This is a genomic window from Variovorax sp. GW823-FHT04F07, assembly GCF_058795995.1.
The window spans coordinates 150,568-165,637 of sequence record NZ_JBXAIG010000002.1 but is presented as its reverse complement, the minus strand read 5'-3'; the positions used below and the strand labels follow the sequence as shown (position 1 = coordinate 165,637).

Annotated in this window: 15 protein-coding genes and 1 pseudogene; 4 read left to right on the top strand and 12 right to left on the bottom strand. The window is 67.9% G+C overall.

All coding sequences use genetic code 11. The features are described 5' to 3' along the window. Window positions 1-168 precede the first annotated feature (168 nt). The 12 genes and pseudogenes from AC1RAA_RS09820 to AC1RAA_RS09765 form a co-directional block, all read right to left on the bottom strand. A complete protein-coding gene (locus tag AC1RAA_RS09820; RefSeq protein WP_019655816.1) occupies window positions 169-519 on the bottom strand; it encodes an FKBP-type peptidyl-prolyl cis-trans isomerase in 351 nt (116 codons plus the stop codon). A 213-nt stretch (window positions 520-732) separates the two neighbouring features. Beyond that, window positions 733-1,035: pseudogene (locus AC1RAA_RS09815) on the bottom strand (winged helix-turn-helix transcriptional regulator); the annotation flags it as partial. 189 nt (window positions 1,036-1,224) lie between these two features. Further along, window positions 1,225-2,070, bottom strand: a complete 846-nt coding sequence (asd, locus tag AC1RAA_RS09810) for an archaetidylserine decarboxylase (RefSeq protein WP_153285152.1) — start codon at window positions 2,068-2,070, stop codon at window positions 1,225-1,227. A gap of 344 nt (window positions 2,071-2,414) precedes the next feature. After that, window positions 2,415-3,407: a Bug family tripartite tricarboxylate transporter substrate binding protein gene (locus tag AC1RAA_RS09805; protein ID WP_492729785.1), complete on the bottom strand. Its 993-nt coding sequence runs from the start codon at window positions 3,405-3,407 to the stop codon at window positions 2,415-2,417. Between the two features lie 26 nt (window positions 3,408-3,433). Continuing rightward, complete coding sequence (locus tag AC1RAA_RS09800; protein WP_492729787.1) at window positions 3,434-4,414, bottom strand: tripartite tricarboxylate transporter substrate binding protein; 981 nt, start codon at window positions 4,412-4,414, stop codon at window positions 3,434-3,436. A gap of 51 nt (window positions 4,415-4,465) precedes the next feature. Next, on the bottom strand, window positions 4,466-5,227 hold the full coding sequence (locus AC1RAA_RS09795) for an SDR family NAD(P)-dependent oxidoreductase (protein WP_492729789.1): 762 nt from the start codon (window positions 5,225-5,227) through the stop codon (window positions 4,466-4,468). 26 nt (window positions 5,228-5,253) lie between these two features. Continuing rightward, on the bottom strand, window positions 5,254-6,825 hold the full coding sequence (gene garD / locus AC1RAA_RS09790; RefSeq protein WP_492729791.1) for a galactarate dehydratase: 1,572 nt from the start codon (window positions 6,823-6,825) through the stop codon (window positions 5,254-5,256). A gap of 22 nt (window positions 6,826-6,847) precedes the next feature. After that, window positions 6,848-8,143, bottom strand: coding sequence for a TRAP transporter large permease (locus tag AC1RAA_RS09785; RefSeq protein ID WP_070059673.1), 1,296 nt, complete (start codon window positions 8,141-8,143; stop codon window positions 6,848-6,850). 8 nt (window positions 8,144-8,151) lie between these two features. Beyond that, a complete protein-coding gene (locus tag AC1RAA_RS09780; RefSeq protein ID WP_062470671.1) occupies window positions 8,152-8,640 on the bottom strand; it encodes a TRAP transporter small permease in 489 nt (162 codons plus the stop codon). Window positions 8,641-8,736: 96 nt separating this feature from the next. Beyond that, on the bottom strand, window positions 8,737-9,714 hold the full coding sequence (locus AC1RAA_RS09775; RefSeq protein WP_070059672.1) for a TRAP transporter substrate-binding protein: 978 nt from the start codon (window positions 9,712-9,714) through the stop codon (window positions 8,737-8,739). A 45-nt stretch (window positions 9,715-9,759) separates the two neighbouring features. Continuing rightward, window positions 9,760-10,650: an SMP-30/gluconolactonase/LRE family protein gene (locus AC1RAA_RS09770; RefSeq protein WP_492729793.1), complete on the bottom strand. Its 891-nt coding sequence runs from the start codon at window positions 10,648-10,650 to the stop codon at window positions 9,760-9,762. Window positions 10,651-10,664: 14 nt separating this feature from the next. Then, window positions 10,665-11,489, bottom strand: coding sequence for an NAD-dependent epimerase/dehydratase family protein (locus tag AC1RAA_RS09765; RefSeq protein ID WP_492729795.1), 825 nt, complete (start codon window positions 11,487-11,489; stop codon window positions 10,665-10,667). A gap of 109 nt (window positions 11,490-11,598) precedes the next feature. Here AC1RAA_RS09765 and AC1RAA_RS09760 point away from each other — a divergent pair, with 109 nt between their 5' ends. From AC1RAA_RS09760 to AC1RAA_RS09745, 4 genes are all read left to right on the top strand, one after another. After that, window positions 11,599-12,459, top strand: coding sequence for a FadR/GntR family transcriptional regulator (locus AC1RAA_RS09760; protein ID WP_492729797.1), 861 nt, complete (start codon window positions 11,599-11,601; stop codon window positions 12,457-12,459). A gap of 123 nt (window positions 12,460-12,582) precedes the next feature. Continuing rightward, window positions 12,583-13,572, top strand: coding sequence for a Bug family tripartite tricarboxylate transporter substrate binding protein (locus AC1RAA_RS09755; RefSeq protein ID WP_062470659.1), 990 nt, complete (start codon window positions 12,583-12,585; stop codon window positions 13,570-13,572). Window positions 13,573-13,633: 61 nt separating this feature from the next. Further along, window positions 13,634-14,545 (top strand): 5-dehydro-4-deoxyglucarate dehydratase, encoded by a 912-nt coding sequence (kdgD, locus tag AC1RAA_RS09750; RefSeq protein ID WP_062470656.1) that lies wholly within the window; start codon window positions 13,634-13,636, stop codon window positions 14,543-14,545. A gap of 52 nt (window positions 14,546-14,597) precedes the next feature. Next, a complete protein-coding gene (locus tag AC1RAA_RS09745) occupies window positions 14,598-15,056 on the top strand; it encodes a nuclear transport factor 2 family protein (protein ID WP_492729799.1) in 459 nt (152 codons plus the stop codon). The last annotated feature ends 14 nt before the right edge of the window (window positions 15,057-15,070 follow it).

Here is a 15,070-nt window from a genome sequence, read left to right as displayed (position 1 = left end):
TCTAGGGCTTTTCAAGCGTAAAAATGCGGCCAAAGCGGCCGCAAGAGGGGTGCGAAGTGGCTTTCGCGAGAGACACCGCGGAACCGGCTTCGCCGGGCCGCAGGTGTCGCCCCCGGTAGGGGGTTGGCGAAGCGGACACGAAGTGCCGCGCAGCCTGGGGGCGAGCCCTTAATGCGCGTCGAGGAGCTCGACGTCGAACTTCAGGGTGGCGTTCGGGGGGATCACGCCGCCGGCGCCGCGGGCACCGTAGCCCAGCGAGGCGGGGATGATCAGCGTGCGCTTGCCACCGATCTTCATGCCGGCGACGCCTTCGTCCCAGCCCTTGATGACTTGGCCGGCGCCCAGCGAGAACGCGAAGGGGTCGTTGCGGTCGCGGCTGGAGTCGAACTTGGCGCCTTGCACGCCGTCGTTGTAGAGCCAGCCCGTGTAGTGCACGTGCACGTGGTGGCCGGCCTTGGCTTCGGCGCCGGTGCCGACTTCGGTGTCTTCGTATTGCAGGCCGGAGGGGGTGGTGGGCATGGGAAACGCTCCTTGCGTCGATGAAATGGGAGAGGAATCGGAGGCGCGGAGTTTACCGAGGCCCGCGAGGACCCCGCTTCAGCCCTGGCTGTCGGAGCCGGGCGGCGTGGTTGCGGGAGGTGCTGCGTCGGGGGCGGACGGCGCTGGCGCAGCAGGCGCCACGGGCGAGGATGCCTCGGCCGATGCAGGCTGCGCGGCGGCCGGCCCCGCGGCCTTCTTGCTCTGCCCCAATTGCCACTTGGCGGCGAAGGCCTGCAGGTCGGACAGGCGCTTGAGCAGGTCTTGTCCGCTCAGCGTGAGGCAGTAGCCGTCGCTGCCGTGGCTCACGACGCCGGCTTCGCGCAGCTCCTTGATGCGGGTGTTGAGGGTGTTGGGAGTGATGCCGCCGACGCTGTCCTGCAGCAGCCGGAAGGTCTGGGCGTGGCCGTCGCGCAGGGCCCACAGCACACGCAGCGCATAGCGGGCTTCGAGCAGGGCGAGCAACTGGCTGATGGCTGCGTTTTCCTTGGTACTCATCGACATCATCTCCTCGAAGCTGGGCGGACCGTCGGCCGGGGGCAGGCCGGGGCGGCGCACTCTTGTTTGTGATTGGTCGTCATGGACCGTCTGGCTGGCCGACGACTATAGCGCGAAGGATCAGGATGCTACTGGTTTTATAGCTGTACAGGCATGCAGCATGCGGGTTTCGAGACAAAGCTTCACAAATCAGGCGTAGTTGGCCATGGCTTCGCCCAGGCGGATCGCGCGGGTGGGCGACCAGTCCGGGTTGAAGGCCAGCGCGGGCGCCGGGAACAGCATGACGACGGTGGAGCCCAGCAAGAACCGGCCCATCTCGTCGCCCTTCTTGATGTCGATCTGCTGGTCGTTGTAGTGCCACTCGCGCAGCTCGCCCACGCGCGGCGGGTTGACCACGCCGTGCCACACGGTGGCCATGCTGCCGACGATGGTGGCGCCCACGAGAACGAGCACGAAGGGGCCGTTGGCCGATTCGAAGACGCACACCACGCGCTCGTTGCGCGCGAACAGGCCGGGCACGCCGCGCGCGGTGGTCGGGTTGACCGAGAACAGGTCGCCGGGCACGTGGATCATGCGCACCAGTCGCCCGTCGCAGGGCATGTGGATGCGGTGGTAGTCCTTGGGGCTCAGGTACAGCGTGGCAAAGCTGCCGTGCGCGAACTTGGCGGCCAGCGCGGCATCGCCGCCGACCAGCGCGGTGGTCGTGTAGTTGTGGCCCTTGGCCTGGAAGATCTGGTCGCCCTCGATGGCGCCGAACTGGCTGATGGCGCCGTCCACGGGGCACACGAGGTCGGCCTGCGCGAGGGGGCGCATGCCGGGCTTGAGGGCGCGCGTGAAGAACTGGTTGAAGCTCTTGTAGTGATGGATGTCGGACTCGAGCGCTTCGCCCATGTCGACGCCGTACTTGGCAACGAAGCGGCGAATGATCCAGGTGGTGACCGCGCCTCGTTCCTTGCCTGCGACCCAGCCGGCGAAATTGGTCAGGGCCTGCTTGGGGAACAGGTATTGGGGCAGAACTGCGGAGCGATCGGACACGTTGTGGAAGGCCTGGAATGCGGAATCGGACGGGCATTCTATAAAGCGCTTCTTCTTGGGGGCGTAGGAAGCTTCCCTTGGTTCCTTGCTGGTCCTTGACCTTTGCAGGCACGCGCCCGGCGGGCGGCGCGGCGCGGGCGGCCCCACTGTGCCGGCCGCTTCGCGGCTGCCCTGCGGTGCTCGCGTTTCGCGGGGTCTCGCAGAACTCGCTTCGCTCAAACAGCTGCGAGCCCTGATCCGCGAAACGCTGCGCGCCTCGGCGGCACAGAGGGGCCGCCCGCACCACACCGCCCACCGGGCGCTTGTGGGGGTGTGGATGTTGTCGGATGCGGGGAAGGGGGAGGTCAGTCGGCCTTGATGCCTGCGGCCTTGATCACCTGCGCCCACTTCTCCACTTCCGTTTTCTGGAAGGCGGCGATCTGCGCGGTCGTGAGGTCGGCGGGCTCCATGCCGAAGCCCTTGAGCTTGTCCTGCATCTCGGGCGTCGCGAGGATCTTGCGGATCTCGGTGTGCAGGCGGTCGACGACGGGCGCCGGCGTGCCCGCGGGCACGAAGATCGCCTGCCACGACACCACCTCGAAGTCCTGCAGGCCGGGTACGCCCGACTCGGCCACCGTCGGCACGTCGGGCATCGAGGCCAGTCGCTTGGCCGAGGTGACGGCGATGGCGCGCAGCTTGCCGCTCTGGATGTGCGGGCCGGCCACCACGGTGGTGTCGAACATCATGTCGACCTGGCCGCCGATCACGTCCTGGATCGCTGGGCCGCTGCCCTTGTACGGGATGTGCGTGAACTTCACGCCCGACTTGTAGCCCAGCAGCTCCAGCGCCAGGTGCTGCGAGGTGCCCGTGCCCGCCGAGGCCGACGAGAGGCCACCGGCCTTGGCCTTGCTCGCGGCGATCACGTCCTTCAGCGTCTTGTAGGGGCTGGCCTGGTTCACCACCAGCACCACGGGGTTGGTGCCGATGAGCGTCACGGGCGCGAACGACTTCTGCGGGTCGTAGCCCAGCTTGGGGTACAGGCTCACGTTGATGGCATGCGAGCTGATCGTGCCGCCTACCAGCGTGAAGCCGTCGGGCGCGGCGCGCGCGCCGATCTCGGAGCCCACGCTGCCGCCGGCGCCGCCCTTGTTGTCGATGATCACGCTCGTGCCCAGCACGGTGCCGAGCTTCTGCCCGATGAGCCGGCCCAGCACGTCGGTGGTGCCGCCCGCGGGAAAGGGCACGAGGTAGGTGATGGCCTTGCCCGTGGGCCAGGTGGTGCCGCCTTGCGCGAAGGCGGGCAGGGCCGCCGCCAGCGAGGCGGCGAGGGCGGACTGTATGAGTGTGCGACGTTGCATGGCTGTGTCTCCTTGTCGTGTCGCGTTCACGGCTTGATGTTCAGCTTGGTGATCAGCGCCTTGAAGTAGGCGTTGTCCTTGGCCAGCGTTTCCTTGAACACCGCGCCGTCGGTGTAGACGTAGCCCAGGTTCTGCTTGTCCATCACCTCGTGCATCAGCGGCTCGGCGGCGGTCTTGGCGGTGATCTCGCGCAGCTTGGCCATCACTTCGGGTGGCGTGTTCTTCGGTGCGCCCAGGCCGCGCCACGTGCCGATCGACAGGTCGATGCCGCGCTCCTTGGCGGTCGGGATCTTCTCGAAGCCCTTCACGCGCTTGTCGGCCATCACCATCAGCACCTTGAGCTTGCCGCCCTGCACGTGCGTCGTGACTTCAGCGGGGCTCACGGCCACGGCCTCGATGTGGCCGCCCAGCAGCGCCAGCACGGCAGGCGCGGCGCCCTGGAACGGGATGTGGCCGAACTTGGTGCCGGTCTTGTCTTCGAGCGCGGCGGCGGCCAGGTGCCAGATCGAGCCGTTGCCCGAGTTGCCCACGCGGATGCCCTCGGGCGACTTCTTCGCGGCGGCGAGGAATTCTTCGATGGTGTTCCACGGCGCATCGGCCTTCACGGTGATCGCGGCCGGGTCGGCGTTGAGCTGCGCAATGGGCTGGAAGTCGTCGTAGTTGAACTTGGCCAGGCCCAGGTGCGGCAGTGTGAGCAGCTCCACCGTGAGCACCGCGAGCTTGTAGCCGTCGGGCTTGGCGTTGATCACCTCGGTCCAGCCGATGGCGCCGCCCGCGCCGGGACGGTTGACGATCACGATGCTCTGCGAGATGTGCTTGCGGCTGGCTTCCGAGAACGCGCGCGCCAGCCCATCGGTGCCGCCGCCGGGCTGGTAGGGCACGAGCAGCTCGATGGTGCGGTTCGGGAAGTCGCTGGCTTGCGCCGCGGCGGGCGCGGCCAGGCCGAGCGAGAGGGCGGCGGTGGCCGAGAGGGCGGCAATGCCGCGGACGAACTGGCTTCTCTTCATGATGTCTCTGTCTCCGTTGTTGATCTGTTGTGCTGAGAAGGCGGGGGGGCGTCAGGGCATGTACTGCCCGCCGTTCACCTCGAGCACCTGTCCCGTCACGTAGCCCGAGAGCTGTTCGGACGCGAGGTACAGGAAGGCACCCACGCATTCGTCGGCCGTGCCCAGGCGCCCCATCGGGATGCCGGTCCTGAAGGTCTCGAGCATCGCGGGCGTCGAGAAGCGGTCCTGGAACGGCGTCTGGATCACGCCCGGCGCCACCGCGTTCACGCGGATGCGGTCGCCCACGAGTTCCCGCGCCAGGCCGTGCGTTGCGGTGCTCACGAAGCCCTTGGCGCCGGCGTACAGGTAGGCGCCGGGCCCGCCGCCGGTGCGTGCGGCCACCGAGGTCACGTTGATGATGGCGCCGCTGCCTTGCTTGCGCATCTGCGGCACCGTCTCGCGGCAGAAGGCCAGCACGGAGCGCGCGTTGATGTGCATCACCTCGTCGAACAGCGCATCGTCGAAGTCGGCGATGGGCATGCGCTTGACGAGGCTGCCGGCGTTGTTCACGAGCACGTCGATGCGGCCGAACTGCGCCGTGGTTTCCTGCACGCAGGCGCGGATCGCGGCCGTGTCTCGCACGTCGGCCTGCAGCGCGAAGGCCGTGCCGCCGGCGGCGCGGATGGTGTCGACCACGCGGGTCGCCGCATCGGCCGAGCTGTTGTAGTGCACGGCCACGCGCATGCCGCGCGCGGCGAACGCGATGGCCACCGCGGCGCCGATGCCGGTGCTGGCACCGGTGACGAGGGCGGTCTTGTCCTTGAGGTCTTCCATGGCTGTGCTCCGTGAGGGTGAGTCGATCAGGTGACCGGTGCCGGGTTGAACAGCACCAGCGCGTTGTGCAGCTTCCAGTGCTCGGCCCAGGTCTTCTTGCGGCCGCTGGCCACGTCGAGCATCAGGCGGAACATCTCCCAGCCGATGTCCTCGATGCTGGCCTCGCCGTCGGCGATGCGGCCCGCGTTCACGTCCATCAGGTCGTGCCAGCGGCGCGCGAGGTCGCTGCGCGTGGCGACCTTGATCACCGGCACCTCGGCCAGCCCGTAGGGCGTGCCGCGGCCGGTGGTGAACACGTGCAGGTTCATGCCGGCCGCGAGTTGCAGCGTGCCGCAGATGAAGTCGCTGGCCGGTGTGGCGGCGTAGATCAGGCCCTTGTGCGTCAGCTTCTCGCCGGGCGCGAGCACGCCGGTGATCGGCGCCGAGCCCGACTTGACGATCGAGCCCATCGCCTTCTCGACGATGTTCGACAGCCCGCCCTTCTTGTTGCCCGGCGTGGTGTTGGCGCTGCGGTCGACGCGGCCCTTGTCGAGGTAGGCGTCGTACCAGGCCATCTCGCGGATCATGGCGTCGGCCACTTCGGGCGTGGCCGCGCGCGAGGTGAGCTGGTCGATGCCGTCGCGCACCTCGGTGACTTCCGAGAACATCACGGTGGCGCCCGCGCGCACCAGCAGGTCGGTGCAAAAGCCCACGGCCGGGTTGGCGGTGACGCCCGAGAAGGCGTCGCTGCCGCCGCACTGCACGCCCACGACGAGCTCGCTCGCGGGCACGGTCTCGCGCCGGCGTTTGTTGAGGCGCGCGAGGTGCGTCTCGGCCTGGCGCATCACCGAATCGATCATCGACATGAAGCCGACGTGCGCGTCGTCCTGCAGGCAGACGACGTCGAGCTCCTCGGCGGGCGCGCCGCGCTGGTCAGCGATGGGGATGGTGCCGGGCGGCAGCAGCCGCTCGGGCTGCAGCTTCTCGCAGCCCAGGCTCACGACCATCACCTCGCCGCCGAAGTTCGGGTTGAGGCTGATGTTGCGCAGGGTGCGGATCGGCACGATGGCGTCGGGCGCGTCGATGGCCACGCCGCAGCCGTAGCTGTGTTCGAGCGCCACCACGTCGTCCACATGCGGGTACTTCGGCAGCAGCTCGGCCTTGATGCGCTGCACGGCGAATTCGGTGACGCCCGCCACGCACTGCACGGTCTGCGTGATCGCGAGGATGTTGCGCGTGCCCACCGAGCCGTCGGCGTTGCGGTAGCCCTCGAAGGTGTAGCCCTCGAGCGCCGGCAGGGCAGGGGGCTTGACCGTGGCGATGGGCAGGCCGTCGAGCTCCGGCGCGACCGGCATGCGCATCACGCGCTCGTGCACCCAGCTGCCGCGCGGCAGCGCCTTGAGCGCGTAGCCGATCACCACGTTGTAGCGGCGGATGGCGTCGCCTTCGGCCAGGTCGACGAGTGCCACCTTATGGCCCTGGGGCACGGTGTCGACCAGCACCAGGCCGTCGTCGAAGACCGTGCCGGCCTTCAGGCCGCCGTCGTTCGCGACGATGGCGACGTTGTCGGCCGCGTGGATGCGGATGTACAGCGGCGGTCGGGTGTTCGCATCGGCCATCGGGAGGCCCTTTCTCTTTTCTTTACTTCACCACCATGAAGAGGCTCGGCAGCCAGGTGGAAAACGCCGGCACGAAGGTGACCACGCCGAGCGCGAAGATCAACGCGCCGTAGAAGGGCCAGATCGTGCGCATCACCGTGCCCACCGACACCCCGCCGATGGCGCAGCCGACGAACTGCGTGGTGCCCACGGGCGGCGTGTTCAGGCCGAGCGCGCAGTTGATGAGCATCACCACGCCGAACTGCACCGAGGTCATGCCGTACTGCTGTGCAATGGGCAGGAAGATCGGCGTGCACAGCAGGATGGTCGCGGCCATGTCCAGGAAGGTGCCCAGCACGAACAGGATGATGTTGATGAGCAGGAAGATCATCCACGGCGTGGTCGTCACCTGCGACAGCATCTGGCCCGTGAGTTCGGCCACGCCGTACAGGCTGATGAGGTAGCCGAAGGTGCTCGAGATGCCGATGAGCAGCAGGATCACGCCCGTGGTGCGCACAGCCTTCGAGGCGGCCTTGATGAAGTGCTCCCACTTCAGCGTGCGGTACACGAAGATCGTGAGCGCCAGCGCATAGAGCACCGCCACCGCCGCCGATTCGGTCGCCGTGAAGATGCCCGACAGGATGCCGCCGAGGATCAGCACCACGATGAACAGGCCCGGCAGCGCCGCCGCGAACGAGCGCGCCACGATGGCCCAGCCCGGGAAGCTGCCGGCCGGGTAGCCGCGCTTCACGGCCACGAGGTACGCGGCCGCGAGGTTGCTCAGCGTGAGCACGGCCGCCGGCAGCAGCGCCGCCAGGATCAGCGCCGCGATCGACACCTTGCCGCCCGCTGCGAGCGAGTAAATGATGAGGTTGTGGCTGGTCGGCATCAGCGCGCCGACCAGGGCCGCGTGCGTCGTCACGTTGACGGCGTAGTCGGCGTGGTAGCCCTCCTTCTTCATCATCGGGATCATCACGGCGCCCATGGCCGAGACGTCCGCCACGGGCGAGCCGGAGACGCCGCCGAACAGGGTGCAGGCCACCACGTTCGACATGCCGAGGCCGCCGCGCACGTGGCCCACGAGGTTGCGCGCGAAGTTGACGATGCGGTCCGCGATGCCGCCGTAGAGCATCAGCTCGCCGGCGAAGATGAAGAAGGGAATGGCCAGGAACGAGAAGATGCCCATGCCCGAGGTCATCTGCTGGAAGCCCACCGCGAGCGGCAGGCCTTCGTACAGCAGCGTGGCCAGGGCCGACAGGCCGATCGAGAACGCCACCGGCACGCCGAGCAGGAGGAACAGCGTGAACGAGAGGCAGAGAATGAGAAGAGGGGTCGTCATGATGAGGTTCAGCCCCAGGCGGGTTCGACTTCGCGGCCTTGAGCGAGCGCGATGATGTGTTCGATCGAGAACATCACGATGAGGACGCCCGACACGGCGGCGGGCACGTACTTCCAGCCTTCGGAAATCCACAGCGTGGGCAGGCGGTAGTCCCACACCGATTCGGCGAGCGAGGCGCAGTTCCAGGCCATGGCCAGGCCGAACAGCAGGATCAGCGCGTGGATGAGGTATTCCATCTTCAGGCGCAGCCAGTCGGGTGCGAGCACGAGGAACGATTCAAGTCCGATGTGGCCCGCGTCGCGCACGCCCACGGCCACGCCCAGCATGGTCACGTAGAGCACCAGCAGCAGCGCGAGGCTCTCGGCCCAGGTGGGAGTGTTGTTGAGCACGTAGCGGCCGAACACCTGCCAGCTCACGGCGCAGATCACCGCGACGAGACCGAGGATGCCCAACCACATGCAGGCACGGGCGAGCGTGCGGCAAAGTTTGGTGTACATATTTCCAGCGCGAAAAATGGAGAGGCTCCGCCTCTTCGTGGCCCCCGGCAGGGGCGCAGGGTCACGAAGTGCGCGAAGCCTGGGGGCGAGCCCTGTTTACTTCGTGTCCTGGACGCGCTTGACCAGGTCCTTGAGCTTCGCGTCCGTGATGAACTTGTCGTACACCGGCTTCATCGCGGCCTGGAACGGGGCCTTGTCGACGTCGATGATCTCGGCGCCGCCGGCCTTCACCGTGGCCAGCGACTTCACTTCACGCTCCTGCCACTGCTTGCGCATGTAGGGCACCGATTCCTTGGCGGCCTGACGCAGCCAGCCCTGCTCTTCGGCGGAGAGCTTGTCCCACGCGCGCTTGGAGAACAGCAGCATCTCGGGCGCCATCGAGTGCTCGGTCTTGCTGTAGTACTTGGCGACCTCGAAGGCGCGCGCGCTTTCGTAGGTGGGGTAGTTGTTTTCGGCGGCGTCGATGAGGCCGGTCTTCAGGCCCGTGTAGACCTCGCCCATCGGCATCGGCGTGGCGTTGGCGCCCATGGCCTCGAGCATCGACACCCACAGGTCGGACTGCTGCACGCGGACCTTCAGGCCCTTCATGTCGGCGAAGTTGCGCACCGGCTTCTTGGCCGTGAACATCGAGCGCGCGCCGCTGTCGTAGTAGGCCAGGCCCACGAAGCCCTGCTTCTCGCACGACTTCAGGATTTCTTCGCCGACCGGGCCGTCGAGCACCTTGTGCAGGTGCTCCACCGAACGGAACAGGAAGGGCATGGTCGGCACCTGCGTCTCGGGGCAGATGTTGTTCATGGGCGCGATGTTCACGCGCACCATCTGCAGCGCGCCGATCTTGGTCTGCTCGATCGTGTCCTTCTCGTTGCCGAGCGCGCTGTTGTTGAAGACCTTGATGCTGTGCTTGCCCCCGGACAGCGCCTTGAGCCGTTCGCTCATGAACTTCACGGCGGTCACGGTGGGGTAGTCGTCGGGGTGGATGTCGGCCGAGCGGAACTCGGTGGCGCCGGCAGCCAGCGTGGTCAACGCGGCCGCCGCGCCGGCAGCAAGTGCGATGAGTGTCTTGTAGAGCTTCATTTGTCTCGTCCTCTTGGTGGTTGTCGTCAATAAAAAAGAAAAGGGTCAGCCGCCGAAGGCCGGCTCGGGCACACCGGCCACGCCGGGGCGCAGCGCGAACACGCCGCCAGCCAGCGGCTGGTCCGACAGGTCGATGCCGCCGGGGCGGATCGAGGTGACGAACAGCGTGTCGAGCGTCGGGCCGCCGAAGGCGCACATGGCGGGCTTCTTCACCGGCACGGCGAGCGAGCGGTCGAGCCGGCCGTCGGGCGTGAAGCGGTGCACCAGGCCGGCGTCGTTGCCGCAGATCCAGTAGCAGCCGTCGACGTCCATCGCTGCGCCGTCGGGGCGGCCGGGCAGGGGATTCATGTCGACGAAGAGACGGCGGTTGCTCGGCGTGCCGGTGTTGGTGTCGTAGTCGAAGGCCCAGACGGCCTGCACGTTCGGGTGCGAGTCCGACAGGTACATCGTGCGGCCGTCGGGACTGAAGGCCAGGCCGTTGGGCACGATCAGGTCGTCCAACTGCAAGGCCGCGCCGTCGTCGCCGGGGCCGTGGCGGTACAGGCGGCCGACGCGCGCGCCCGCGGCCATGTCCAGCCGCATCGTGCCGGCCCAGAAGCGGCCTTGCCGGTCGCAGCGGCCGTCGTTGAAACGCATGCCCGGCGCGGCGTGCGCTACCGGGGCGAGCGGCGTGGCCGCGAGCGTGCCGTCGGTGCGCTCGCGCAGCGAGAACAGGCCGCTTTCCATGCCGGCGATCCATTCGCCGGGCCGGTCGGCGCGCGGTGCGATGCAGGCGATCATTTCGTCGGCGTGCCACTGCGCATGGCCTTCGCCGGCGTGCCAGCGGTTGAGCGTGCGCGCGGGAATGTCGACCCAGTACAGCGCCTGCTGCGTGGCCAGCCACACCGGGCTTTCGCCCGTGCCGTTGCGCGCGTCGAGAACGAGTTCGGCTTGCATGCGGTGCGGCCTGTTCAGTCGCCGAACGGGCCTTGCGCGGTGAAGGCGCCGCCCTGGTAGATGGCGTTCGGATCGGTGGGCGCCACCGGCGGCTGCGCCTCGACCTTGTCGCGGAACACCTCGGAGCTGTCTTGCGCCGCGAAGCCCAGGTGCGCGGCGGCGGCGTTGTCCCACCACAGGTCGCGGTTGGCCGACATGCCGTAGACCACCGTGTGCTTCACGTCGGGCGTGAAGAGCGACTTCTGGATCAGCGTCGTGAGGTCGCGGTAGCTGAGCCAGGTGCTCATCATCCGGCGGTTGAGCGGCTCGGGGAACGACGAGCCGATGCGGATGCTCACCGTCTCGATGCCCCAGCGGTCGAAGTAGAACTGCGCCATGTCCTCGCCGAAGGACTTCGACAGGCCGTAGTAGCCGTCGGGCCGGCGCGCGGCGTGCGCGTCGATGTGCTCGTCCTGCTTGTAGAAACCGATCACGTGGTTCGAGCTGGCGAACACCACGCGCTTCACGCCATGGCGGCGCGCGGCCTCGTACAGGTTGAACACGCCCTTGATGTTGGCTTCGAGCACTTCCTCGAACGGGCGCTCGACTGACACGCCGCCGAAATGGGCGATGGCGTCGCAGCCGGCCACCAGCGCGTCGACCGCGGCCTTGTCGGACAGGTCGCAGGGCACGACTTCTTCATGTGCGCCGGTGGCCGGCGCGATGTCGGCGATGTCGGAAAGGCGGATCACGTTCGCAAAAGGCGCGAGCCGTTCGCGCAGCACGCGGCCCAGGCCGCCGGCGGCGCCGGTCAGCAGCAGGCGGCCGAGCTGGGGGGAGGGGGCTTCAGGCGTCGACATGTCTTCGGGATGTGTGAGGGGAAGCGGAGGAGGTGGACAACGTCGTCACCGTTTTTAGGTGATAAGTTATCTGTTGTCGTACAACTGTGAGGGGATTATGATCGTCGTCATGGCCTCAACGACTGCGGGTAATCCCGAAGTTCAGACAACGACCGCTGACAACCCGGCGGGCAACGCCGCTTTCGTGGGGCGGCCGCGTCAGCGCGCGCGCGGCCTGGCGAACGGGCTGGTGGAAGACCTGGGCGAGAAGATCCGCAGCCAGTCGCTGCGCCCCGGCGACAAGCTGCCGACCGAGTCGGCCATCATGCAGGCCTACGGCGTGAGCCGCACCGTGGTGCGCGAGGCGCTGTCGAAGCTGCAGGCGGGCGGGCTGGTCGAGACGCTGCACGGCGTGGGCACCTTCGTGCTGCAGCCGCGTCCGGGCGGCATGGGCGGGGTGTTTCGCCTCGATCCCGGCGAGATCGCGACCTCGGTCGACGTGCTCGCCGTGCTCGAGCTGCGCATCAGCCTGGAGACCGAATCCGCCGGGCTGGCCGCGAGCCGGCGCACCGACGAGCAGCTGGTCGCGATGCGCCAGGCGCTCGACGCGTTCGAGCAGAACGTCACGGTGGGCGGCGACACCGTGGGACCCGACTTCGCCTTCCACCTGGAGATCGCGCAGTCGACCGGCAACCCCTACTTCGCCGACATCATGCGGCACCTGGGCACGACGATCATCCCGCGCACGCGCATCAGCGCGATCCGCGTGCAGGACGGCAGCTACCTGAGCCGCGTGAACCGCGAGCACGAGGAAATCTACGCGGCCATCGCGCGCCGCGACCCCGAGTCGGCACGCGCCGCGATGCGCATCCACCTGACCAACAGCCGCGAGCGGCTGCGCATGGCGCAGGAAGCCGCGCAACAGCAAAAAGCCAGGGCGGAGGCGGCCGGCCACGGCGCCGCCTCGTCCGACAACACCCCTTCGCGCTGAGTTCTCCCCGGGTTTTCGGGGGCCAAGTCTGGACAAGCTGATTTTCTAGTTGTACGATGACTGATAACATGCGGCGCCATCGCGGTCCCGCATGCCTGCATCGAACTTCAGGAGACAGCCCCCATGACCGTCAACCGACGCGGCGCACTCGGCGCCGCCCTCGCCACCACACTGGCCGCCAGCCTGCCCTTGCACGCGTTCGCGCAAGGGGCGGGCGGCACCTGGCCTTCCAAGCCCATCCGTCTCATCGTGCCGTACCCGCCGGGCGGCTCGTCGGACATCATTGCGCGCGCCATCGGCCAGCCGCTGTCCGAAGCGCTGGGCCAGCCCGTGGTCATCGAGAACCGCGCGGGCGCCAACGGCAACCTCGGCGCGGACATGCTGGCCAAGGCGCCGGCCGACGGCCACACGCTCATGCTGTGCGACCTCGGTGCGCTGGCCATCAGCCCGTCGCTGTACCCCAAGCTGCCGTTCGATCCGTCGAAGGACCTGCGCAGCGTGGCCATGCTGGCCTACTCGCCGCACCTGCTGGTGGTGCACCCGTCGGTGCAGGCCAACACGCTGAAGGAGCTGGTCGAGCTGTCGAAGAAGAGCGACCTCAACTTCGCCGTCACTGCCAGCGGCAGCACCGCGCACCTGGCCGGCGTCGAGCTGCAGCGCAAGAGCGGCGCCAAGTGGGAGTACGTGCCCTACAAGGGCGGCGTGCAGGCCGTGCTCGACACCGTCGCGGGCCAGACGCAGGTGCTCATGAACGGCATGTTGGCCACGTACCCGCATGTACAGAGCGGCAAGCTCAAGCTCATCGCGGTGTCGAAGTCGACGCGCATGCCCCTGATCGGCAGCGTGCCGACCATCGCGGAGCAGGGCGTTCCCGGCTACGAGTCGGGCACATGGCAGGGCGTGGTCGCGGCGCGCGGCACCCCTGACGCGGTGATCGCCCGGCTCAACAAGGAACTGGTCCGCATCATCCGCACGCCCGACATCCGGGCGCGCCTTGCGGGGCAGGGCGCCGAGGTCGTGACCATGACCGCGCCCGAGCAGGACCAGTTCTTCGCCAAGGAACGCGCGCGCTGGGCGCAAGTGATCCAGCAGGCCAATCTCAAGCTCGACTGAGCGGCCCCTTCTTCTTCTCTCTTCTTTTCCTCATTTCTCTTTTTTCACTGGACGACTTCCGATGAACCCGCAAGAACTCAAGACCATCATGGGCTCCGGCCTGCTCTCGTTCCCGCTGACCGACTTCGACAGCAACGGCGACTTCAACAAGAAGGGCTACATCGAGCGCCTCGAATGGCTGGCGCCCTACGGCGCGAGCGCGCTGTTCGCCGCGGGCGGCACGGGCGAGTTCTTCTCGCTGACCGGTGACGAGTACCCCGGCATCATCCAGACGGCGGTCGACACCTGCCGCGGCGTGGTGCCGATCATTGCCGGTGCCGGCGGCCCGACGCGCTTCGCCATCCAATGCGCACAGGCCGCAGAGAAGGCCGGCGCGCACGGCATCCTGCTGCTGCCGCACTACCTCACCGAAGCCGGCCAGGAAGGCCTGGCCGCGCACGTCGAGGCCGTGTGCAAGAGCGTGAAGTTCGGCGTGATCGTCTACAACCGCGCTTCGAGCCGCCTGAAGCCCGACACGCTGGCTCGCCTGGCCGAGCGCAACCCGAACCTCGTCGGCTTCAAGGACGGCGTGGGCGACATCGAGGCGATGGTCGCGATCTTCCAGAAGATGGGCGACCGCTTTGCCTACCTGGGCGGCCTGCCCACGGCCGAGGTGTATGCCGCGGCCTACAAGGCGATGGGCACGCCGGTGTACTCGTCGGCGGTCTTCAACTTCATTCCGAAGACGGCGATGGACTTCTATCACGCGGTCGCCAACGACGACATGGCCACGCAGCACCGCCTGCTGAAGAACTTCTTCATGCCTTACCTGGAGCTGCGCAACCGCGTGCCCGGCTACGCCGTGAGCATCGTGAAGGCGGGCGCCAAGCTTGTCGGCCACGACGCCGGCCCCGTGCGCGCGCCGCTGACCGACCTGAAGCCCGACGAGATGGACGCACTGAAGGCGCTCATCGACACGCTCGGCCCGCAGTAAGCAGGCACTGATCGCAGTCGACCGCACCACAAAACAAACAGGAGACAACGACATGCTCATCAGAAAATTCCTGCTCGCCGCCGCAGCGACCGCCGTGTTCGCGGGCTGCGCCGCCAGCGGAGGCAGCAACAGCGGCGCATCGGCCGAACCGGCAGTGGCCGCGGCCGCCGAGCGGCTGCGCGTCGCCATGGTCGACCCGACGCCGGCCGCGCTGCGCGCGCTGGTGGCCGACGACCTGAGCTACGGCCATTCGGGCGGCAAGGTCGACACGCAGGCCAGCTTCATCGCCGACCTGCTCGACCGCAAGTCGGACTTCGTGACCATCGCGATCACCGACCAGACCATCAAGGTCGTCGACGGAAACACCGCCATCGTGCGCCACACGCTCACGGCCGACACCAACGACTCAGGCAAGCCCGGCAAGGTCGCGCTGAAGATCCTCGGCGTCTGGCAGAAGCAGGGCGGCGAGTGGAAGCTGCTCGCGCGCCAGGCTGTGCGTCTCACGACCTGACGGAGGCGCGATCG

Coding starts and splice junctions, on each gene's coding strand:
- AC1RAA_RS09820 (WP_019655816.1), bottom strand. CDS start 519: ATGCCCACCACCCCCTCCGGCCTGCAATACGAAGACACCGAAGTCGGC.
- AC1RAA_RS09805 (WP_492729785.1), bottom strand. CDS start 3,407: ATGCAACGTCGCACACTCATACAGTCCGCCCTCGCCGCCTCGCTGGCG.
- AC1RAA_RS09800 (WP_492729787.1), bottom strand. CDS start 4,414: ATGAAGAGAAGCCAGTTCGTCCGCGGCATTGCCGCCCTCTCGGCCACC.
- AC1RAA_RS09795 (WP_492729789.1), bottom strand. CDS start 5,227: ATGGAAGACCTCAAGGACAAGACCGCCCTCGTCACCGGTGCCAGCACC.
- garD (WP_492729791.1), bottom strand. CDS start 6,825: ATGGCCGATGCGAACACCCGACCGCCGCTGTACATCCGCATCCACGCG.
- AC1RAA_RS09785 (WP_070059673.1), bottom strand. CDS start 8,143: ATGACGACCCCTCTTCTCATTCTCTGCCTCTCGTTCACGCTGTTCCTC.
- AC1RAA_RS09780 (WP_062470671.1), bottom strand. CDS start 8,640: ATGTACACCAAACTTTGCCGCACGCTCGCCCGTGCCTGCATGTGGTTG.
- AC1RAA_RS09775 (WP_070059672.1), bottom strand. CDS start 9,714: ATGAAGCTCTACAAGACACTCATCGCACTTGCTGCCGGCGCGGCGGCC.
- AC1RAA_RS09770 (WP_492729793.1), bottom strand. CDS start 10,650: ATGCAAGCCGAACTCGTTCTCGACGCGCGCAACGGCACGGGCGAAAGC.
- AC1RAA_RS09765 (WP_492729795.1), bottom strand. CDS start 11,489: ATGTCGACGCCTGAAGCCCCCTCCCCCCAGCTCGGCCGCCTGCTGCTG.
- AC1RAA_RS09760 (WP_492729797.1), top strand. CDS start 11,599: ATGGCCTCAACGACTGCGGGTAATCCCGAAGTTCAGACAACGACCGCT.
- AC1RAA_RS09755 (WP_062470659.1), top strand. CDS start 12,583: ATGACCGTCAACCGACGCGGCGCACTCGGCGCCGCCCTCGCCACCACA.
- kdgD (WP_062470656.1), top strand. CDS start 13,634: ATGAACCCGCAAGAACTCAAGACCATCATGGGCTCCGGCCTGCTCTCG.
- AC1RAA_RS09745 (WP_492729799.1), top strand. CDS start 14,598: ATGCTCATCAGAAAATTCCTGCTCGCCGCCGCAGCGACCGCCGTGTTC.